Origin of the sequence: Pseudomonas mendocina (genome assembly GCF_003008615.1) — a bacterium.
GTDB classification, from domain to species: domain Bacteria; phylum Pseudomonadota; class Gammaproteobacteria; order Pseudomonadales; family Pseudomonadaceae; genus Aquipseudomonas; species Aquipseudomonas mendocina_C.
Genome location: NZ_CP027657.1, coordinates 5,405,383 through 5,426,675 on the forward strand (window position 1 = coordinate 5,405,383; position 21,293 = coordinate 5,426,675).

Annotated in this window: 18 protein-coding genes and 1 other RNA gene; 10 read left to right on the forward strand and 9 right to left on the reverse strand. The window is 64.1% G+C overall.

The window, feature by feature from the left end; genetic code table 11:
* The first annotated feature begins 2 nt into the window (after window positions 1-2).
* Window positions 3-1,754, forward strand: a complete 1,752-nt coding sequence (locus C7A17_RS25075; RefSeq protein ID WP_106741911.1) for a ShlB/FhaC/HecB family hemolysin secretion/activation protein — start codon at window positions 3-5, stop codon at window positions 1,752-1,754.
* Between the two features lie 250 nt (window positions 1,755-2,004).
* On the opposite strand, the gene ffs is transcribed toward C7A17_RS25075, so the two are convergent.
* Window positions 2,005-2,101, reverse strand: an RNA gene (ffs, locus tag C7A17_RS25080) — signal recognition particle sRNA small type.
* Window positions 2,102-2,204: 103 nt separating this feature from the next.
* The gene (locus C7A17_RS25085; RefSeq protein ID WP_106741913.1) at window positions 2,205-3,839 is read right to left on the reverse strand and encodes a methyl-accepting chemotaxis protein; all 1,635 of its coding nucleotides are present in this window, start codon (window positions 3,837-3,839) and stop codon (window positions 2,205-2,207) included.
* Window positions 3,840-4,144: 305 nt separating this feature from the next.
* Here C7A17_RS25085 and C7A17_RS25090 point away from each other — a divergent pair, with 305 nt between their 5' ends.
* On the forward strand, window positions 4,145-4,423 hold the full coding sequence (locus C7A17_RS25090) for an HU family DNA-binding protein (protein ID WP_106741916.1): 279 nt from the start codon (window positions 4,145-4,147) through the stop codon (window positions 4,421-4,423).
* A 103-nt stretch (window positions 4,424-4,526) separates the two neighbouring features.
* Here C7A17_RS25090 and C7A17_RS25095 read toward each other — a convergent pair whose 3' ends face one another.
* From C7A17_RS25095 to arcD, 7 genes are all read right to left on the reverse strand, one after another.
* Window positions 4,527-4,820, reverse strand: coding sequence for a copper-binding protein (locus C7A17_RS25095; protein WP_106741918.1), 294 nt, complete (start codon window positions 4,818-4,820; stop codon window positions 4,527-4,529).
* Window positions 4,821-4,841: 21 nt separating this feature from the next.
* A complete protein-coding gene (locus C7A17_RS25100) occupies window positions 4,842-5,342 on the reverse strand; it encodes a cupredoxin domain-containing protein (RefSeq protein ID WP_106741921.1) in 501 nt (166 codons plus the stop codon).
* 44 nt (window positions 5,343-5,386) lie between these two features.
* Window positions 5,387-6,799, reverse strand: a complete 1,413-nt coding sequence (locus tag C7A17_RS25105; protein WP_106741924.1) for a copper oxidase — start codon at window positions 6,797-6,799, stop codon at window positions 5,387-5,389.
* Window positions 6,800-6,814: 15 nt separating this feature from the next.
* A complete protein-coding gene (locus C7A17_RS25110) occupies window positions 6,815-8,212 on the reverse strand; it encodes a TolC family protein (RefSeq protein ID WP_106741927.1) in 1,398 nt (465 codons plus the stop codon).
* Window positions 8,199-8,495, reverse strand: coding sequence for a hypothetical protein (locus C7A17_RS25115; protein WP_106741929.1), 297 nt, complete (start codon window positions 8,493-8,495; stop codon window positions 8,199-8,201). The genes C7A17_RS25110 and C7A17_RS25115 overlap by 14 nt, the downstream gene beginning before the upstream one ends.
* A gap of 72 nt (window positions 8,496-8,567) precedes the next feature.
* Complete coding sequence (locus tag C7A17_RS25120) at window positions 8,568-8,960, reverse strand: hypothetical protein (protein WP_106741932.1); 393 nt, start codon at window positions 8,958-8,960, stop codon at window positions 8,568-8,570.
* Window positions 8,961-9,027: 67 nt separating this feature from the next.
* Window positions 9,028-10,455, reverse strand: a complete 1,428-nt coding sequence (gene arcD, locus C7A17_RS25125; RefSeq protein ID WP_106741934.1) for an arginine-ornithine antiporter — start codon at window positions 10,453-10,455, stop codon at window positions 9,028-9,030.
* 157 nt (window positions 10,456-10,612) lie between these two features.
* On the opposite strand from arcD, the gene C7A17_RS25130 reads away from it, so the two are divergent.
* The 8 genes from C7A17_RS25130 (at window position 10,613) to C7A17_RS25165 (ending at window position 21,141) form a co-directional block, all read left to right on the forward strand.
* Window positions 10,613-11,590: an alpha/beta hydrolase gene (locus C7A17_RS25130; protein ID WP_106741936.1), complete on the forward strand. Its 978-nt coding sequence runs from the start codon at window positions 10,613-10,615 to the stop codon at window positions 11,588-11,590.
* 138 nt (window positions 11,591-11,728) lie between these two features.
* Window positions 11,729-12,415, forward strand: coding sequence for a hydrolase (locus tag C7A17_RS25135; protein ID WP_106741938.1), 687 nt, complete (start codon window positions 11,729-11,731; stop codon window positions 12,413-12,415).
* A gap of 81 nt (window positions 12,416-12,496) precedes the next feature.
* The gene (locus tag C7A17_RS25140; RefSeq protein ID WP_106741941.1) at window positions 12,497-13,075 is read left to right on the forward strand and encodes an antibiotic biosynthesis monooxygenase; all 579 of its coding nucleotides are present in this window, start codon (window positions 12,497-12,499) and stop codon (window positions 13,073-13,075) included.
* Entirely contained in the window at window positions 13,072-15,054 is a 1,983-nt protein-coding gene (locus tag C7A17_RS25145; protein ID WP_106741943.1) for an amidohydrolase, read from the forward strand. The genes C7A17_RS25140 and C7A17_RS25145 overlap by 4 nt, the downstream gene beginning before the upstream one ends.
* Before the next feature lies 1 nt (window position 15,055).
* Window positions 15,056-16,678 carry an MFS transporter gene (locus tag C7A17_RS25150; protein WP_106741945.1) on the forward strand — a complete coding sequence of 541 codons (1,623 nt, stop codon included), beginning with the start codon at window positions 15,056-15,058 and terminating at the stop codon, window positions 16,676-16,678.
* A gap of 44 nt (window positions 16,679-16,722) precedes the next feature.
* Window positions 16,723-17,460: an alpha/beta fold hydrolase gene (locus C7A17_RS25155; RefSeq protein ID WP_106741948.1), complete on the forward strand. Its 738-nt coding sequence runs from the start codon at window positions 16,723-16,725 to the stop codon at window positions 17,458-17,460.
* Window positions 17,447-20,503, forward strand: coding sequence for a sensor histidine kinase (locus C7A17_RS25160; RefSeq protein WP_106741950.1), 3,057 nt, complete (start codon window positions 17,447-17,449; stop codon window positions 20,501-20,503). The genes C7A17_RS25155 and C7A17_RS25160 overlap by 14 nt, the downstream gene beginning before the upstream one ends.
* On the forward strand, window positions 20,500-21,141 hold the full coding sequence (locus C7A17_RS25165; protein ID WP_106741952.1) for a response regulator: 642 nt from the start codon (window positions 20,500-20,502) through the stop codon (window positions 21,139-21,141). The genes C7A17_RS25160 and C7A17_RS25165 overlap by 4 nt, the downstream gene beginning before the upstream one ends.
* The last annotated feature ends 152 nt before the right edge of the window (window positions 21,142-21,293 follow it).

Below are 21,293 nucleotides of genomic sequence, written 5' to 3' on the forward strand. Positions count from 1 at the left end.
TCATGAACGCACATCCTTCCAAACTCACCCGGGTGGCCGCAGCCGTGCTCTCTGCACTGGTACTGGTCAATGGCACCCAGGCCGTGGCCGCCCCGCTGGGGCAACTGGATCCTGGCCGCGTGGAGGTTCCGGATCGCTCAGGCACCCGTAACTCCGTCACCACGATGCCCGGCACCCTGGAGATGCCCGAAACCGTCATCACACCAGAGATCGAGGAGCCGCCAGAGGAGATGACCGCCCTGCCCGGCAACATGACTCGCTTCCTTGTGAAGAAGGTCAACATCGTCGGTGCTAATAGCTATCCGCCAGGCACTTTCGACTCTCTGGTCAGCCGCTTGGAGGGTAATAGGGTGAATCTGCAGGAGATCAACAAGGTGGTGAACACCATCACCCAGCGCTATCGCAAGGCCGGCTTCCTGCTGGCCAAGGCCTACCTCCCGGAGCAGCGCCTGGAGGACGGCGTTCTGACCATCCAGGTATTCGAGGGCAAGGTCAATGAGGTGACCTTCAGCGGCCCTACCAACACGACCCTGAAGCGTTACGCCGACAACATACTCAGCGAGACGCCACCGACCAGCACCACCCTCGAGCGCAACCTGCTGCTGATGAACGACGTCTCGGGCAATGATAGCCGGGCAATGCTGCAGGCCTCACCGGTCGAGGACGGCACCGACCTGGCCGTGGAAAACAGCCTGCGCAAATACGAAGGCTTCGTCGGTTTCGACAACCGCGACAGCCGTTACTTCGGCCCCTGGCAGTTGTACGGTGGCGTTGGAGTGAACGATCTCACCGGGCGCGGCGACCACCTGGGCGTACGCGCCGGACGCTCCATCGAGGGTGACAAGATGACCTTCGTCGAAGGCCAGTACGAGTTGCCGCTGGGTAGCAAGGGCGACGTGCTGAGCGTGCTCGCCCAGCACAACGACGGTCATGCCGATACCTACTCGTTCCTCAACCCCAACAGCTCAGGCGATACCTTCGCGTTGCGCCTGACCCGTCCGTGGATCCGCTTGCGTGACGAGACCCTGAAGACCTCGGCAGCCTTCACCTACTACAACGGCACCTCTGAGTACCTGGACGACAAGAGCCTGCCACCCTCCAGCGAGGATCGTATCCGCGCCCTGCGCCTGGGCGCCAGCTACGACTGGTACGACGCGTATGGCGGCAAGAACCTGCTCAAGGCCGAGCTGAGCCAGGGGCTGGATATCATGGGGGCCAGCAGCGAGAGCCGCCTGAACCCGTCCCGTGAAGGCGGCGAGACCGACTTCACCAAGCTGCAGGTGGACGCCCAGCGGATTCAGGATCTGTCTGGCGTGATGGATGGCCTGAACCTCTACGTCGCCGGCAGCGCGCAGACCTCGTTCGGTCAGCGCCTGCTTTCACCCGAGCAGTTCGGTGTGGGCGGCAGCGAGTTCGGCCGGGGCTACGACCCATCGGAAATTACCGGTGACAGCGGTGTCGCGCTGAAGACCGAGCTGCAGTACAACCACGTGCACAGCGTCAAGGATCATGCTGTGCCAACGCAGTACTACGGTTTCTGGGATGCCGGCAAGGTCTGGAGCGAGAAACCCAGCTGGGTTCGCTCGGAGAGCCTGGCCTCGGCGGGTTTCGGTGCGCGCTTCAATGTGTTCAAGGACACCTATGTATCGCCCGAGGTCGCCTTCCCGCTCACCCGTTCGGTATCCGCCGAGGAGCTGGATGACGATAACGGCAAGGCGCCTAGGTTCTACATCAACTTCCTCAAGCTCTTCTGAGAAGGTGAACCGCATGCACAGGCACGCCCCACTTCGCCCTCTTCGGCGACGATGCCGTGCATGATTGGACGCGTAGCGCATAAGGCCGCCATGCTACCAGCATGGCGGCCTTTTCGTGATACGGCGTCAAGCGAATGCCGAGGACGGGCAGACGAAAGCCTGATCAGCAAGAGACGATGGGAAAGTACCAGAGCCGCTGAATCACGGGCGTGATCAGCGCAAAGAACCAGGCAGGAAAACTGGAGGTGGACCCTACCAGCCACACCCCGGCACACAATGTTCCCGCTATGGCTGCTCCCTTCCGGGCCTGACCAGGTTGACGGGTAATCGTTGCGAGGGGACCGGCAGGGCCACCATAACGCTGCCCGCCATTGCGACGGGCCGCGCCATTGTAACGACTAAACGCAAACTTACAACTGCTTCAAACACTTAGATGCGTCGCTGCGCACCTCACACCCTGAAACGCCCCACCAACTGGGCCAGGCCATGGGACAGTTCGGAGAGGTGCTGACTGGCCCGCGTGCTCTGTTCGGAGGTCTGCGACGCTTCGTTGGACAGGTCACGAATATCGCTGATGTTGCGGGCGATCTCCTCGGTGACGCTGCTCTGCTCCTCGCAGGCAGTGGCGATCTGCGCCGCCATGTCGTTGATGCGCTGCACCGAATCGCCGGTGACGCTCAGTGCCTGATCCACACCCGCGGCCTGTTCCACGCTCTGCCGCGCCCGTGCGCTGCCCGAGTGCGTGGCCTTGACCGCGTTCTGCACGCCGGTCTGCAGGCGCTCGATCATTTGCTGGATGTCCTTGGTCGACTCCTGGGTACGCGCCGCCAGTGCACGCACCTCATCGGCGACCACGGCGAAACCACGGCCCTGCTCGCCTGCCCGCGCTGCTTCGATGGCCGCGTTGAGTGCCAGCAGGTTGGTCTGCTCGGCGATGCCCTTGATCACCGCCAGCACCGCACCGATGTTGGCGGTTTCCTGCTCCAGAGTCTGGATGGTGTCGGAGGCGCTTTCCACTTCCTGGGCCAGTTGGCGAATCGAATGGATGGTCGCCCCCACCACCTGGGCGCCTTCGCGTGACTGCTGCTCGGCATTGCGCGCAGCATCGGCCGCGTTCTGCGCATTGCGCGCCACTTCGTGCACCGCCACGCTCATCTCAGTGGCGGCGGTACTGACCTGATCTACCGCCGCGTGCTCGCTGCTGATCAGCCGGTCGTTGGCGGCCGCCAGGCCGGCCAGGCTCTTGGCCGAATCGGCGACTTCGTCAGTGACGCGCCCGACTTCCTTGATCAACGGCTGCAGCTTGTCGAGGAAGCGGTTGAAGGCATGGCTGAGCTTGCCCAGCTCGTCCTTGGACAGCACGTCCAGGCGTACGCGCAGGTCGCCGTCACCATCGGCGATCTGCTCGATACGGTGCAGTAGATTGTGCAGCGGACGGGTCACCAGCAGCGGGAAGCCCACCACCAGCACCAGGCACACCAGCAGGCCAACCGCGATGATCACCCCTTGTTGCCAGGCCAGCGACTCGCCGTGGGCAATGGCCGCGGTACCCACGGCATTGGCGGCGTTGTCCTCCAGTTCGCCGAGCTTGTCGATGGCGCTGCGCGCCTCTTCGAACTGCGCCTCGCTCTCGGCGAAGCTGAGTCGACTGGCGCCATTGGGGTCACTAGCAGTCATTTCCAGCACCCGTAGGGACGTCGCCTTCCAGCGCTCGAAACCGCGGTCGAATTCGGCCACCAGCGCCAGTGCTTCGCTGCCGGGCTGCATTGCGGCGAACTTGTGCACCCGGTCATAGGCCTGTTGCAAGTTCTCGGCATGCGAGGCACGCAGGTCGGCAGCATGGCTACCAGCATCCTCGTCGAGCAGGCTGCGTTCGGCAACGAAGGCCTGATAGAGGTCACGATCCGCATTGAGCAGCAGACTGATGGCAGGTAGATGGCGGTTGGTCAGCGTGGTACTGGATTCGGCGACCTGGGTAATGCCACGCATACCCAGCACCCCCATGCTCACCATCAAGGCGGCCAGCAAGAGAATGGGCAGGGCAATTTTCCAGCGGAAACCCAGATCGGAGAAAGCGCGCAGCATGATGGCACTCCAGTATTAGGCAAGTAAGTGAAGCTTAGCCGAGCCTTGCCAAGTCGCCGACTGGCTTTACAAAAACACCCCCATATCAAGGGTGTTCGATGGCGCTAAGTGTGCCCGAGATTCGGGGCCCCTGCGTTTTTTGGTCGCAGACTGGAACCACCCGGGCCGATGCGACACTAAGCCCTATCGGAAGTGTCTGTTGCGGCACTACCGAGCCGCGCCTTTTATGCTAGCGTTCCCACGTTTTCGGCTGCCTGGCGTCAGGCCTGCGCACCGAACCTCTCACCTGCAAATGGAGTTACATCATGGCAATCACCAAAGACCAACTGATCAGCGACCTGGCCGAGGCCGTTTCCCTGCCCAAAGCCACCGTCCGCACCCTGATCGATCAGCTGGGCGAAATTGTCGGCGACGCACTGGAAAATGACGGTGAGATCACCCTGCCAGGCATCGGCAAGCTGAAAGTGAGCGAGCGCCCGGCTCGTACCGGCCGTAATCCCCAGACCGGCAAGAGCATCGAAATCGCTGCCAAGAAAGTGGTCAAGCTGGTGCCTACCAAGGCCCTGACTGACGCGCTGAACTGATATCCGTACGAAAAGTCGCCTAACGCAGGCACTTTTCGCACAGAGCGCGAGGTTCCGAGTATCCGCCGGCCCGTGACACCCTGCCCGGGCCGGCTTCCCTTCCTTATTCCCGCACCTGCAACTCGGTGACGATGTAGCGGTTGCCCTCCTGGCGCGCCTGGAAATGTACGCGATCACCCACCTCGACACCGTCCAGCAAGCTGGCCGGCTGCACCTCGAAAACCATGGTCATTGGCGGCATACCGATACTGGCAATGGTGCCGTGTCGCAGAGTGACCTTGTGCGTGGCGGCATCGACCTTGCGCACCTCTCCCTGGCTCAGCGGCGCAGACTCCGAAGCCTGTAGCGGCAGGCTGAACGATACGGCCAGCGCCGCGACCCATAGTGTTTTCTTCATCATGAATCTCCTGTGCACGGGTTATTCGGCCAACACCCGGATGCGGCCGACCATGCCGGCCTGGTAATGGCCGGCGATCAGGCAGGCGAAGTCGAATTCGCCTGCACGGTTGAACGTCCAGATCATCTCCATGCTCTGCCCCGGCTCGACGTGCGCCATGTAGGGCTCGTCGTGCTGCATGCCGGGAAAACGCAGCATCATCGCCGCGTGCTCGTCCAGCGACTGGCGGGTGCCGAGAACGAACTCGTGAAGCATCTGCCCGCCGTTACGGTGAACGAAACGAATGGTCTCGCCCTGCTTCACTTCTATCTGCTGCGGGACGAAGCGCATGTCGTCACCCATGGCGATCTCGATACTGCGGTCAACCTCTGCCGCTTCGCCGGCGATGCCCCAGGGTTTCTGCTCCTTGTCCATCGCCATCATGGCGTGGCCCTGGTGCGAATCGCCATGCGCCAACGCTGCGCCGCTGATCAGCAATGCGCTCGCTGCCAGCGCCAGAGCAAGGGAATATGCCCGTTTCATGTTTCGTACCTCGAATGTAGGTAAGGAAAGAATCGTTGATCTGTTCAATGCCCGGCATGCCCGCCGGGCTTGCGCACCTGCACGTCCACCGGCGTCTGGATCGGTTGCCTGAGCGGCATCGTCTGCCCTCCGTTCAGTTCGGAACGAGTCGGTGCCAGCAGCTCACCGCGCCATTCGTAGGCCTGGGTGCCCTGCGGATGCCTGAACCAGCCCGGATCGCCGTAGTCGCCCGCTGCCTGCTCCTTGCGCACCTTGAGCAACGTGAACATGCCGCCCATCTCCACCGAGCCGAACGGGCCGTCACCGGTCATCATGGGTATGGTGTTGTCCGGCAGGGGCATCTGCATCTCGGCCATATCGGCCATGCCGCGCTCGCCCATCACCATGTAGTCAGGCACCAGTCTGGCGATCTTGCGGGTCATGTCGCGGTGATCGACGCCAACCAGGGTCGGCACGTCGTGCCCCATGGCATTCATAGTGTGGTGGCTCTTGTGGCAGTGCAGCGCCCAGTCGCCCTCCTCGTCGGCGATGAATTCCAGCTGGCGCATCTGCCCCACTGCGACATCGGCGGTCACCTCGGGCCAGCGCGAACCGCTCGGGGTCGGGCCGCCATCAGTGCCGGTGACCTCGAACTCGTGACCATGCAGATGGATCGGGTGGTTGGTCATGGTCAGGTTGCCGACGCGGATGCGCACCCGCTCGCCTTGGCGCGCCACCAGCGGATCGATGCCCGGGAAAACCCGACTGTTGAAGGTCCACAGGTTGAAGTCGAGCATCTCCATGATCTTCGGCGTGTAGGCGCCAGGCTCGATGTCGTAAGCGTTGAGCAGGAAGCAATAGTCGCGATCCACCTCGTTGATCAACGGATGATGCTGCTTCGGATGGGTGACCCAGAACCCCATCATGCCCATGGCCATCTGCACCATCTCGTCGGCATGCGGGTGGTACATGAAGGTGCCGGGACGGCGGGCGACGAACTCGTAGACGAAGGTCTTGCCGGATGGAATCGCCGGCTGAGTCAGGCCCGCCACACCATCCATGCCGTTGGGCAGGCGCTGGCCGTGCCAGTGGATGCTGGTGTGCTCGGGCAATTTGTTGGTGACGAAGATACGCACCCGGTCGCCCTCCACCACTTCGATGGTCGGCCCCGGCGACTGGCCGTTGTAGCCCCAGAGATGGGCCTTGTAGCCAGGTGCCAGTTCTCGCACCACCGGTTCGGCGACCAGGTGGAACTCCTTGACGCCGTTGTTCATGCGCCAGGGCAACGTCCAGCCGTTGAGGGTCACCACCGGGTTGTAGGGTCGCCCGCTGCTTGGCTGCAATGGCGGCTGGGTATCGGCGCTGCCCTGCAGCACCGGCTCGGGCAGGGCCGCCATCGACGCCCGGCTGACCGCCGAAGTGGCGACGGCAGCACCGATGGCGCTGGCCCCGAGAAAGAAATCGCGTCGTGAAACCATGGGAAAGATCCTTGTTCAGTGACCCGCGGCGGCAGGCTCGGCAGCAAGGGCCGAAGTCGCGACAAGCGAGAGATTGGGGGCGCCCACCAGGGCCATGTCGAGATCGGCACGGGCCAGCCAGAAATCGCGTTGCGCCTGCAGGTAACCGTCCACGGCCTGTACCTGGCGGCGAGCGTCGGCCAGCAGGTCGAAGGTGCTGATGAACATGCCGTTGTAGCGCAGCAGGTTCTCCTCGGCGATGCGCTGGCGCAGCGGCAAGACCTCGGCACGGTAGTGGCGCGCCAGCTCGAAGGCATTGCGATAGCCCTGATAGGCCTCGCGCACCTGCGAGCGGGCGTCGATCGCCGTCTGCGCGGCGCGATTCAACGCCTGACGATACTGCGCCTCGGCGCGCGCCACCCGCGCCCCGCTCCAGTCGAACAGCGGCAACTCGACGCTGATCTCGTAGCCGCGCTGGGTCGGTTCCTCGTTGGAGCGGTTGTTGACCACCCCCAGCTCCAGCACGTTGATGAACCGCGTGGTGCGGGTAAGCCCGAGGTTCTGTGCCAGACGCTCGGTATCCAGACGCACGGACTGGATATCCTGGCGCTGACTCATGGCCAGGCGCTCCACGTTGGGCAGCTCATCTGCCGTTTCCGGCATGTCCGGCAAGCGTTCGGGCAGTCGATAGTCGACCTGTTCGCCCCACAGGCCAAGCAACCGGGTCAGGCGTTCACGACTGCGCACCCTAGCCTGCTCGGCACGCAACAGGCCGATCCCGGCCTCGGCATAGAAGCCTTGCTGCTCGGCCTGCTGCAACTTGCTGAAGTTGCCCACCGCAGCCAGACGCCGAGCCAGTTCGGCAGCGGCTTCGGCGGCGTCCAGCACCTGACGGGCGTAGACCAGACTTTCCTCGGCTGCGACGGCTGCGTACCAGGCCTTGCGCGTTTCGCTGGCCAGTTCGAACACGGCCAGGCTGGTCTGCCGTTGCAACTGCTCGAAACGGCGCCCCTCCAGGCGTGCCGTCATCGGCAACGCAACGAGGCGCGCCAGGTTCAGGTGCAGGCCGCGCTCGTATTCCACCTCGCGGCCCTTCTCCAGCCGACCATAGGAGAAGCCCGGATTGGGCAGACGTCCGGCCTGCACCCACTCGGCCTCGCCGATACCCAGTTGCTCAAAGGACGCCTGCAGACCGCGATTGTTGAGCAGCGCCAGTTGCACTGCGGCTTCGAGGTCAAGGGGGGCGGCCAGCAACTCGCTTACCCGTTCGGCTATCTGGTCGTGGGCAGAGTCGTCCCTGGCCCAGATCAGTTGCTTCTCCAGGCGCTGCTCGGCCACTTGCTGCACCGGGGTGAAACCACCGTCGGGGCTGAGGCTCGCACAACCAGACAGGAAAGCTGCGAACAGCAACACAGCAACTCTAATGATGCTCATGAGCGTCGCCCTCCATCGTCTCGGCAGCGGCATCCGGCTTTTCCCAGCCTTCCTGGGCGTAGGCGCGCCAGCCACCGATACGGCCGACCTGATCGTTGGCCGCACGCCAGTCCTGCACGGGTTCGTCAGGCAGTGGGCGGTAGTGTTGCAATGGGGAGCGATAATCCTGCGCCGGCACAGCGGCCTCGGCATCCAGAGGCTCGAGCTGGGCTGCCAGCAGGACACCAGGCAGCGCCAGGGCAATGACGCCCAGCAGCCACCCGGCAAGGGGTTGCGAATTCATATTGGTGTCTCGCATGGGCGGCCAATGGCCGCATGAGCTATAAGCGCCGCAAGGCGACGCGATCGACAGGGCTCAGGCGAGAGACAAACGCGGGGGGCGTTCGGGGGTGTCGGAAACACCCAGGACGAGTCGCTCCGGCCAGACCGGCGCAGGCTCGATGGCGGACTGCGAAAGATCGCTGTTGAACAGTTGCCCTGGTGCGGCGGTACCGACGCAGAAGGCACAGAGGGTGCAGAGGCTGGAGTCGGCCGGGGCATCGCTGCTGGCCACCGTGGCGTCCTGCTGGTGACCACCGTGGCCGCTGTCGGCAGCCATGCCCGCATGAGCGCCATGCTCGACCATGACCATCTGTATGTCACTGCGATGCACCTGTTCGCACAACTGCATGGCGAGCGCTGCCATGGACTGTGCCGGCAGGGCCAGCATCAGCATCCAGATCAGGGCACAACGCAGCGTCTTGCGCATGGGGTTCGGTGCATCAGAGTGAAAATGGTCTGCCGGATTATGCGTACTCGCAGCACTTTGTCCAGTGTCAAAGCGTCAGGTGACCGCTATACAGACCATACCCAGCCAGCAGTGCTGTCAGCAGAACCGCGGCGAAGATCAGCCATTCGTAATGCCTGAAAAGCGCTTGTCCCAGTTCCTTCTTGGCCTTGTGGAACAGCAGCACGCCAGGTGCGTAGAGCAGTGCCGAAAGCAGCAGGTACTTCACCCCACCGGCATAAAGCAGCCAGATGGCATAGAGGGTCGCCAGCAGACCGATCAGCAGATCCTTGCGCCGCACGCCGACCTGTCCCTCGTAAGTCTCGCCGCGCAGCACCAGCAGCAAGGCGTAGACCGACGACCATAGGTACGGCACCAGGATCATCGATGACGCCAGGTAGATCAGCGACAGATAGGTGCCTTCTGCGAACAGGATGATCAGCAGGAACAACTGGATCATCGTATTGGTCAGCCACAACGCATTGGCCGGTACCTGGTTGGCGTTCTCCCTGCTCAGAAAGGCCGGCATGGTGCCGTCCTTGGCCGAAACGAAGAGGATCTCCGCGCACAGCAGCGCCCAGGACAGCAGCGCACCGAGCAGTGAAACCGCCAGTCCGATGCTGATGAAAACGGCTCCCCAGCGGCCCACCACATGCTCCAGCACACCCGCCATGGACGGATTTTGCAGCGACGCCAGCTCCGGCTGGCTCATCACCCCGAGCGACAGCAGGTTGACCAGCATCAAGAGCGCCAATACGCCGAGAAAACCGATCACCGTAGCCTTGCCCACGTCGCTGCGGCGTTGGGCTCGCGAGGAGTAGACGCTGGCGCCCTCGATGCCGATGAACACGAACACGGTGACCAGCATCATGTTGCGCACCTGTTCCAGCACGCTGCCGAACTGCGGGTTGCTGCGCCCCCAGATGTCGCGAGTGAATATCTCGCGGTCGAAGGCCAGGCCGACGATGACGATGAACAGCAGGATCGGCACCAGCTTGGCCACGGTGGTGATCAGGTTGATCAGCGCCGCTTCCTTGATCCCGCGCAGCACCAGGGCATGCACGCACCACAGCAATACGGAGGCGCAGCCAATCGCCAGCGGTGTATTGCCCTCGCCGAAGGCTGGAAAGAAGTACCCAAGGGTCGAGAACAGCAGGACGAAGTAACCGACATTGCCCAGCCAGGCGCTGATCCAATAGCCCCAGGCTGACGAGAAGCCCATATAGTCACCAAGCCCGGTCTTGGCATAGATGTACACGCCCCCATCCAGCTCCGGCTTGCGATTGGCCAGGTTCTGGAACACGAAAGCCAGCGCCAGCATGCCCACCGCGGTGATGCACCAGCCGATCAGCACCGCACCGACATCGGCGCGCGCGGCGATGTTCTGCGGCAGCGAGAAGATGCCACCGCCCACCATCGAGCCCACCACCAGCGCGGTCAGCGATCCCAGGCCCAGCTTGCGACTTTCCCCTGTCATGACCACCTCGTGGTTGAGCTTTCGACCTCACTCTAGCAGCCCGACAGCAGCCTGATGCCAAAACGGCAGATAGATCCAAGCGCGTGACCGCGCCTGGGCCGAAGATGCTCGACGCAGTTGCGCTAACGTTTCTTCAGCCATCACGAGGTCATTCGCCATGCAGCCCTCCCCCAACCTGGGCGCCGGCAGTCCCGGCGTCGAACGCAACACCCAAGCCTTTCTCGAAGCGCTCGCCGCCGGTGGCGGCACACCACTGGAACAACTACCGCCAGCGCAGGCCCGAGACGTGCTCACAGGCGCGCAGGCCTCGGTCGAGATCGATCTCTCTGCCGTGCAAGCGCGCGAACACGACATTGAGGTCGCCGGCCAGAGCCTCAAGCTGGTCGTGGTGCGTCCTGTGGGCAGTCAGGGCGAACTGCCGGGGTTCATGTTCTTCCATGGCGGCGGCTGGGTACTGGGCGACTACCCCACCCACGCGCGGCTGATCCATGACCTGGTACGGCACTCCGGTGCCGCAGCGGTTTACGTCGATTACACGCCATCCCCCGAGGCCAAGTACCCGACCGCGATCAACCAGGCGTATGCAGCCACCCAGTGGGTAGCCGCCAATGGCAGTCAGATCGGCATCGACGGGTCTCGCCTGGCCGTGGCCGGCAACAGCGTCGGAGGCAACATGGCCGCCGTGGTGGCCCTGAAAGCCAAGGAGGCCGGCACGCCCAAGCTGCGTTTCCAACTGCTGCTGTGGCCGGTGACCGACGCCAGTTTCAACAACGCGTCGTACAACCAGTTCGCCGAGGGCCACTTCCTGACTCGCGCGATGATGGAGTGGTTCTGGGACAACTACACCACCGACCCCAAGCAGCGTAACGAGATCCATGCATCGCCACTTCGCGCCAGCCTGGAGCAGCTACGAGGCCTGCCACCAGCCCTGGTACAGACGGCCGAGATGGACGTGCTGCGCGACGAAGGCGAAGCCTACGCCCGTCGCCTGGGGACTGCTGGCGTGGCGGTCAGTGCCGTGCGCTACAACGGCATGATCCATGACTACGGCCTGCTCAACGTGATCGCCGAAGTACCTGCCGTGCGCACGGCCATGCAGCAGGCCGGCGCGGCCCTGCGCGAACACCTGGCCTGAACACCACAGCCCGATACCAGAACCGTAGTCCCATCCAATCCAGGCGCTGGCCGCTTTGCAATAGTTCCGGCGTCTACCCGACGGCAACGACCGACGGGATGCGTGCATCGACCACCGCCTCACCGACAGGTAACCGCTATGAGCAATCCAAAAACCGAAGTCCTCACCCCTCAGAACAGCCAGCTGATCTTCATCGACCAGCAGCCACAGATGGCCTTCGGCGTGCAGAGCATCGACCGGCAAACCCTGAAGAACAACACCGTGGGCCTGGCCAAGGCGGCCAAGATCTTCAACGTGCCGACCATCATCACCACGGTCGAGACCGAGAGTTTCTCCGGCTACACCTACCCCGAGCTGCTTGCCGTATTCCCCGACGCACCACTGCTCGAGCGCACTTCGATGAACTCCTGGGACGACCAGAAAGTCCGCGATGCGCTGAAGAAAAATGGCCGCAACAAGATCATCGTTTCCGGCCTGTGGACCGAGGTGTGCAACACCACCTTCGCCCTGTCGGCCATGCACGATGCCGGCTACGAGATCTACATGGTCGCCGACGCCTCCGGTGGCACCTCGCAAGCCGCTCATGACTATTCCATGCAGCGCATGATCCAGGCCGGCGTGGTGCCGGTGACCTGGCAACAGGTACTGCTGGAATGGCAGCGCGACTGGAAGAACCGTGATACCTACGACGCCGTCATGGCGCTGGTCAAGGAGCACTCCGGTGCCTATGGCATGGGCGTGGATTACGCCTACACCATGGTGCACAAGGCGCCGGAGCGCGTGCAGCATGGCCCGACCCTGGCACCGATCGCGGCGCCCATCTGAGCCGATGAAGGCTTAACGAGCGGCGCGCAGCGATGCGCGCCGCTGGATCGACAAGCACAAGGTTTGAGCAGAGTCGCCAGCATGAGCGAGACGCAGTCGGAAACCGTCACCCTGGTGGTACGCCATCAGGTTCGCCCAAACCACGTGCCGCGTTACGAATCCTGGCTGCGGCGCATCATCGCCACTGCCAGCCAATGCCCCGGTCACCTGGGCGTCGACGTGGTGCGCAGCCATCAGGCCTGCATGACGCAATTCACCTGCGTGCTGCGTTTCGCCAGCCTGGAACAACTGCAGAACTGGATCGACTCCGAGCAGCGGCGCCAGCTGATCGCCGAAGTAGAACCGCTGCTACGCACAGGTGATCAGCTGGAAATCGCCGAGAACAAGGAGTTCTGGTTCGTGCCGGAAACCGCGCAAGCCCCGCCGCCACGCTGGAAACAGAGCTGCGTGACCTTTCTCGTGATCCTGCCATTGAGCCTGCTCGTACCGCTGCTCTGGCAACCCCTGTTTCAACGCATACCCTGGCTCGGCGGTTATCTGCCGAGCAATGTCGTGATCACCCTGAGCATCGTTCTGCTCGTGGTGTACCTATTCATGCCCATCGCCACGCGACTGTTCGCCGCCTGGCTGAGCCCAACCGTAGACGAGGATCGACCATGAGCCAGGATCCCAGCGACCCGAAACGCCGCCACTTTCTCGCCACCAGTAGCGTCCTTGGCGCCGCCGGCGCATTGTGGTCAGCGCTGCCCTTCGCCGCCATGGCCAGCGACTCATCCGCCAGTTCATCAGGAGGCAACATGAGTGCCGATCTCATTCTGTTCAACGGCCGGCTGCACACGGTCGACCGTGAAAAACCACAAGCCAGCGCCGTGGCCATCAAGGACGGGCGCTTCGTCGCCGTCGGCAGCGATGCCGAAGCCATGGCCTTGCGCGGTGAGGGCACCCGCGTGGTCGACCTGCAGAAACGCACGGTGATCCCCGGCCTCAACGACTCGCACCTGCACCTGATCCGTGGTGGCCTCAACTACAACCTGGAGCTGCGCTGGGAGGGCGTGCCGTCGCTGGCCGACGCCTTGCGCATGCTCAAGGAACAGGCCGACCGCACGCCGACGCCGCAATGGGTACGCGTGGTCGGCGGCTGGACCGAGTTCCAGTTCGCCGAGAAACGCCTGCCCACCCTGGATGAGCTGAACAAGGCCGCGCCGGACACCCCGGTGTTCGTGCTGCATCTATATGACCGCGCCCTGCTCAACCGTGCCGCGCTACGTGCCGTCGGCTACGACAAGAACACCCCGAACCCACCCGGCGGTGAGATTCAGCGCGATGCCAGCGGCGAGCCCACCGGCATGCTGATCGCCCGCCCCAATGCGCTGATTCTCTACGCCACCCTGGCCAAGGGGCCGAAGCTGCCGCTGGAATACCAGGTCAACTCCACGCGTCAATTCATGCGCGAGCTAAACCGGCTGGGCGTGACCAGCGCCATCGATGCCGGCGGCGGCTACCAGAACTATCCCGATGACTACCAGGTGATCCAAGAGCTGGCCGCGCAGGATCAACTCACCGTGCGCATCGCCTACAACCTGTTCACCCAGAAACCCAAGGAAGAACTGCAGGACTTCCAGGCCTGGAGCAAGATCGTCAAACCGGGCGACGGCACCGACTTCCTCCGCCACAACGGCGCCGGCGAGATGCTGGTGTTCTCCGCCGCCGACTTCGAGGACTTTCTCGAGCCGCGTCCCGATCTGGCCCCCAGCATGGAAGCCGATCTGGAACCGGTAGTGCGTCATCTGGTGGAACAGCGTTGGCCGTTCCGCCTACATGCCACCTACGACGAATCCATTTCGCGCATGCTCGACGTATTCGAGAAGGTCGACCGTGACATGCCGTTCAACGGCTTGCCCTGGCTGTTCGACCACGCCGAGACCATCAGCCCGCGCAACATCGAACGTGTACGAGCGCTTGGCGGCGGTATCGCCATCCAGCACCGCATGGCTTTCCAGGGCGAATACTTCATCGACCGCTACGGTGCCAAGGCCGCCGAGGCCACTCCTCCGATACAGCGCATGCTGGCCGAAGGCATCCCGGTCGGCGGCGGCACCGATGCCACCCGCGTGGCCAGCTACAACCCGTGGACGGCGCTGTACTGGCTGGTCAGCGGCAAGACGGTCGGCGGCACCACGCTGAATCCGCAGGGCCTGTCACGTAACACCGCCCTGCAACTGTTCACCCACGGCAGCGCCTGGTTCTCCAGCGAGCAAGGCAAGAAGGGCCAGATCAAGGTGGGCCAGCTCGCCGACCTGGTGGCGCTGTCGGCGGACTTCTTCAGCGTCGAGGAAGAACAGATCAAGTGGCTGGAATCGGTGCTCACCGTAGTCGGCGGCAAGGTCGTGCATGCCACGTCCGAATTCGACAAACTCGCGCCGCCCACGCTGCCGGTACTGCCGGACTGGTCACCCGTAGCCAAGGTGCCCGGCCACTGGAAGCCGGTCGCAGCACCGCTGTCGGCCAGCATCCACCAATGCATCGGCGCCTGTGCGGTACACCAGCACCAGCATGATCGCGCCCGCCGCAGCAGTGTGCCGGTCAGCGATCACCAGGGCTTCTGGGGCGCCTTCGGCTGCTCGTGCTTTGCGTTCTGATATGGCCAGCGAAAAAGCTTCGCCCTGGGGTGCCCTAAAGCACAACACGTTCCGCTGGCTGTGGCTGGCCAGCATCGCCTCGAACATCGGCACCTGGATGCACGAGGTCGGTGCCGGCTGGCTGATGACCAGCCTGTCGAGCAACCCCATGCACGTGGCGCTGGTGCAGGTAGCCGGCAGCGCGCCGATGTTCCTCCTGGCGCTGCCGGCCGGGGCCATGGCCGACATCATCGACAAGCGTCGCTACCTGCTGCTCGTGCAGGTGTGGATGGCGGCCGTGGCGACACTGCTGGCGACCCTGACGCTGCTCGGGCTGACCACGGTCTGGCTATTGCTCAGCCTGACCCTGGCCATGGGCGTCGGTACCGCGCTGATGATGCCGGCCTGGTCGGCGCTGACGCCGGAGCTGGTAAGCAAGCGCGACCTGCCCTCGGCCATCGCCCTGTCGAGCCTCGGCATCAACGTCGCCCGCGCGCTCGGCCCGGCCATCGCCGGGGTACTGGTCAGCCTCAGTGGGCCGTGGGCGACCTTCGCCCTCAACGCCCTGTCGTTCTTCGCGGTGATGGCGGTGCTGCTAACCTGGAAGCGCGAGCGCCAGGTCGCCGCCTTCCCGGCCGAACGCCTGCTCGGCGCCATGCGTGCCGGCTGGCGTTACAGCCGTGCCTCACGCCCATTGCAGTCGGTGCTGGTGCGCGCAGCAGCCTTCTTCGTTGGCGCCAGTGCCGGCACCTCGTTGCTACCGCTGATCGTACGGGGCGAGCTGAAAGGCAGCGCCAGTGACTTCGGTCTGCTGCTGGGCAGCGTCGGAATCGGCGCGGTGCTCGGCGCCATGCTGCTGCCCAGGCTGCGCGAGCGCATCAGCGCCAACCATCTGGTGGCCATGGCCAGTGTGCTCTACGCCCTGGTGCTGCTGGCCCTGGCCTGGGTACGCGACTTCGCCGTGCTACTACCGGTGATGCTGCTCAGCGGCGCAGCGTGGATCGCCGTGCTGTCCAGCCTGCAGGTCAGCGCGCAGACGTCGGTGCCGGACTGGGTGCGAGCCCGCGCGCTGTCGGTGTACATCCTGGTGTTCTTCGGCAGCATGGCCGCTGGCGGCGCGCTGTGGGGTTATGTCGCCAGTCATGCGTCGATTCCCGTCGCCCTGCTCGCCGCGTCCGGCTGCCTGGTGCTCGGCCTGTTGCTGACACCGCGCTTCACCCTGCCGGTGACCGAAAGCGAAGACCTGGCGCCCTCGCTGCACTGGCCGGCACCGATCCTCGCCGACGAGGCCGATCGTGAACGCGGTCCGGTGATGATCACCCTGCAGTACGACATCGCGCCGGAGCATGTGGCAGGCTTTCGCCAGGCAATGGTCGAGGTCGCCCGCATGCGCAAGCGTAACGGTGCATTTTCCTGGGGGCTGGTACAGAACAGCGAGAATCCGCGGCACTGGCAGGAGTTCTTCTTCGACGAGTCCTGGCTCGAACACCTGCGCCATCACGGCCGGGTAACCCGCGCCGAGCAACGCATCGAGGCGGCGGCCCGGCGCTTCCAGAATCCGGACGTGGCGGTGCATATCGAACACTTCCTGATGTCTGCCAAGGGCGCCCCTCAGCCTGCGGAGTCGCCTCATGCCACCTCCTGACGAGAGCGACTGCACAGCGCAGGGCGCGACAGGCTAGATAGCATATGCCTCGTCATGCACTGTTCATCCACGGCATCTGGCTCACGCCTGCAATCTGGGAGTCGTTCCAGCGCCGTTTCAGCGCCTGCGGTTATCGCTGCAGCGCACCGCCCTGGCCGCCAGACCAGGGCGGGCGGCAGCCGGGCATCAGCGCCATCCTCGATCACTACGAAGCGCACATTCGCAACCTGGGCCAGCCGCCACTGCTGATCGGGCATGACCTCGGCGGCCTGCTGGTGCAATTGCTCCTCGACCGTGGCCTGGGCCAGGCCGGCATCGCCATCGACCCATTGCCGTCACGGGCCAGCCTAGCCAGCTTGTACGGCGCCTGGCCCTGGCTGCTGCACTGGGCAGGCTGGCGTCACCTGCTGTACATGACACCGCAGTATTTCGCGCGCAATATGGCGCAAACCCTGACGCCTACCGAGCAAAGCGATGCCTATGCGCAGCACATCGTCCCGGCGCCAGGCCGGGTGTTGTTCGAGGCGGCACTGGGCATTGGCAAGCGTGTCGACTTTGCCAATGCCGAGCGCGCACCGCTGCTGCTGATCGCCGGAGGCTGCGCGCGCATCGTTCGCGCCAGCACGGTGGCCGCCACCTACCGCCATCATCGGCGCTCGGCCGCTGTCACCAGCTTCAAGCAGTTTCCAGGCTACAGCCACTGGCTGATCGCCGAACCCGGGTGGGAAAGAGTTGCCGACTACTGCATCGAATGGGCACAGAATCAAGTTGGATGCTTCTAGACCGTACACCTCACAGACCCGCCTCAGCGTCGTGCTGGCCTTGCTTTGCCTGGTGCTGTTCAGCGCCGTCGCGCGGGCAGACCGAAGTGGGCTGGAGCAGCAACTGGAACATCGCCGCTGGACGCTCAATGACAACAGCCCCAGCCAGATCGGCGCCTTGGCGGAAACCCGCGACGGCTACATGTGGCTGGGCACGCACGACTCCCTGTATCGCTTCGACGGCTTCGAGTTCACCAGCTACCGCACACCCGACGGCCATGAACTGGGGATCGTCTCCAGCCTGCTGACCAGCGACGCCGGGTTATGGGTAGGCCTGCGCAACGGCGGCGTTTACCTGATCGCGTCGGAGAAGGAGCAACCCAGCCGCTTCGACCTGGGCAGCGGCGTGATCTATGCCCTGGCGCAAACGGCGGACGGTAGCGTCTGGGCAGCTGCCAACGACGGTCTGCTGCGCTACGACGGTAAAGGCTGGCAACGACTGGGCAGCGCAGAGGGTTTTCTCGGCAACAATGCCTACAGCGTCCTGGTCGATAGCAGTGACCGACTCTGGGTCGCCGACGAACAGCGCCTCTACGTTCTCCAGCCTGGCGCCCGAGCACTGCACGATACCGGCATTCGCAGCAACCGCACCCGACAGATGATGCAGGCTCCCGATGGTGCGCTGTGGCTGATCGAGCGCGATCGCGAAAGCCTGCTTCGAGTCGACACTAGCCTGGCATCACTGCAGGCAAGCCGCATCGCCATCGGCGCTGAAGCCAACGCCATGCTGTTCGATCTGCATGGTTGCCTGTGGTTGAGCACCGCGGGTAGCGGCCTGCTGCATGTGGCCAAGCCCAACGAGCATGGCAGCGCCGGGTTCGATACCAGCGAGCGGTTCACCGCCCGCGACGGGCTCAGCTCCGACTTCGCCAGACCACTGCTCGAGGACAGCGACGGCAGCCTGTGGATCGGTACGCAGAACGGCCTGGATCGTTTGCGCGAACGTTCCCTGCTTCCCGCCGGCTTTCCCGCAAACGCGCACAACCTGGCATTGGGCGCCGATGACCAGGGCAACCTCTGGGCTGGCAGCAGCAACCTGCCAGTCATGCGCCTGAACGACGACGGCCTGCATCAACTGCCGCTGCACACGCCAATCAGTGCGATCAGCAAGGCACCGGATGGCTCGGTCTGGCTGGCCGGCCCCGAGGGCATCTGGCGCAGCATCGGCGAGCGACTGGAGAAGGTCTCGGCCCTGCCTGTCGAGCGCGACCTGGATTCATCGGTACGTACCTTGCTGATCGACCGCCAGGGTGCAGTCTGGCTGTCACTCAACCGCCAGGGGCTCTACGTACTGCGTGACGGCCAGTGGCAGCGGCTACCGCCTCCCAGCGCCAACCCGACGCAACTGATGCCGGTAAGCTCTGCGCTGGCACCCGACGGGCAGCGCTGGTTCGGTTACCGCGACAACCTGCTCGTCAGCCATGACGATCAGGGCGAGCATCGCTGGGGGAGCGCCGAAGGCCTGGACATCGGTCATGTGACGGCGATGGCTCATCTGCCGGATCACAGCTGGTTCGGCGGACAGCGAGGCCTGGCGCGCTTCGACGGCAAGCGTTTCCAGAGCCTGCCATTGAGCGAGAACGGCCTGTTCGACAACCTCTACGCCATCATTCCCGTGGCCAGTGCACAGGGCGAAGACCTGTGGCTACAGGGCAAAGGCGGCGTATTTCAATTGCCGGCCGAGGAGATCGCCAAGGCTCTGAACGACCCACGGCATCCTATCCGTTATCGCACCTATGACCTGCAGGGCGGCCTGGCCAACGACCCACAGCAGGTGCTTGCCCTGCCAACGGCCGTACGTACCGCCCAGGGGCGCCTGTGGTTCGTGACCCGCAATGGCGTGGCCGGACTGAAGCCAGGCTGGCAGATGCAAAACAGCAAAGCCCCCAAGGTCAGCATCGAGTCACTGGTCGCCGACGGTGCAGACATCTCGCTGCAAGCGCCAACGACCCTGCCTGCCGACAGCAAGCGCCTGGCCATTCGTTACAGCGCCCTGAGCCTGTCGGCTCCCGAGGGGCTGCGTTTTCTCTACCGACTCGATGGTTTCGACAGCGACTGGCACTCCGCCGGGCGCCAGCGCGAGGCGACCTACACCGGCCTGCCAGCCGGCTCCTATCGTTTTCGCGTACGCGCACTCAATCAGGATGGCGTGCCCAGCGAGCAGGATGCCGAGCTGAGCTTCAGCATCGAGCAGATGTTCTACCGCCATCCTCTGTTCATACTCGCCGTGGCACTGAGCGTGCTGCTGGTGCTGCACCTGCTCTACCGCAGCAACATGCAGCGCGCCGCCGAGCGCCTGCGCACGCGCCTGGAAGAACGCCACGATGAACGTGAACGCATCGCACGCGAACTGCACGACACCCTGCTGCAAGGCGTGCAAGGCCTGGTGCTGCACGTGCAGGCCGCAGCGGATAGCCTGCCGGCCGATCAACCGGCGCGAATGAAGCTGGAAAATGCCCTGGATCGTGCTGACCAGGTGATCGCCGAAGGGCGCGAACGCGTGCGCAACCTGCGTCACGCGCAGGAGGTATCGAGCGACCTGCCGCAAACGCTGCGCGAGCTCGATCAGTTGCACGAGCATGCTGACACCGACTATCAGGTCGAGATCGCCGGCACACCCTGCGCCCTGCATCCGGTGGTGCATGACGAACTCAGCCAGCTCACCCGCGAAGCCGTCAGCAATGCCTTCCGCCATGCCAACGCAAGCCACGTACGCGTGCGCCTGGATTACAACCCTCGGCAGTTCTCGTTGTCCGTCAGTGATGATGGTCGCGGCCTGCTGGCCGAGTACCTGCAAGGCACGGAACCGGTCGACCACTGGGGACTGAAAGGCATGTACGAACGTGCCGCCAAGATCGGCGGCACCTTGAATATTCACAGTGCACCTGGCCACGGCTGCCAGGTGCAGGTGGCCCTGGCCGGGCCATTGGCCTACCGTCAGCCGCACCCGCGCGCACGACGCTGGCTACACTGGAAACGATTGATCAGGAGCTCGCTGCCATGACAGCCGCCAACCCCATCCGCGTACTGGTCGCGGATGATCACCCCCTGCTGCGCGAAGGCATCGCCGCGGTGCTCGCCGGGCAAGAGGACATCGATCTGGTCGGCGAAGCCAGCGATGGTCGCGAGGCGTTGGAGCGCTTTCGCCAATTGCGCCCGGACGTGACCCTGATGGATCTGCAAATGCCGCGCATGAACGGTATCGACAGCATCCTGGCGATTCGCGGCGAATGCCCGGATGCACGCATTGCCATTCTCACCACCTATCGCGGCGACGTGCGCGCACTGCACGCCATTCAGGCAGGCGCGCAGGCCTATCTGCTGAAAAGCAGCCTGCGCAAGGAGCTGGTGGAAACGATCCGCACCCTCGCCGCGGGCAAGCGCCACATTCCGCCGGAGATCGCCGCCGACCTGGCCGCGCACATCGGCCAGCAAAGCCTCAGCCCGCGTGAAGTCGAGGTTCTCCAGGCGGCCGCACTGGGTTACTCCAATCGCGACATCGCCCTGCAACTGCGCATCACCGAAGACACGGTCAAAGGTCACATGCACCTGATCATGGACAAGCTGCGCGCCAACAACCGCACCCACGCCGTGGCTATCGCCGTGCAACGCGGCGTACTGGAGATCGGCACCCCACTTTAGTGTTGCCGCGCTTCCCCTCCTTGTGAGCTGTGCGCGACCCGAGGCGCCGCGCATGCTTGGCATCCAGTCATACAAGGAAGCTTCCATATGGGCTCGTTCGGTGATTTTCGCGCAGTAGCGCCCTGCCCACACCAGGCTGGCCGCGACCCGCA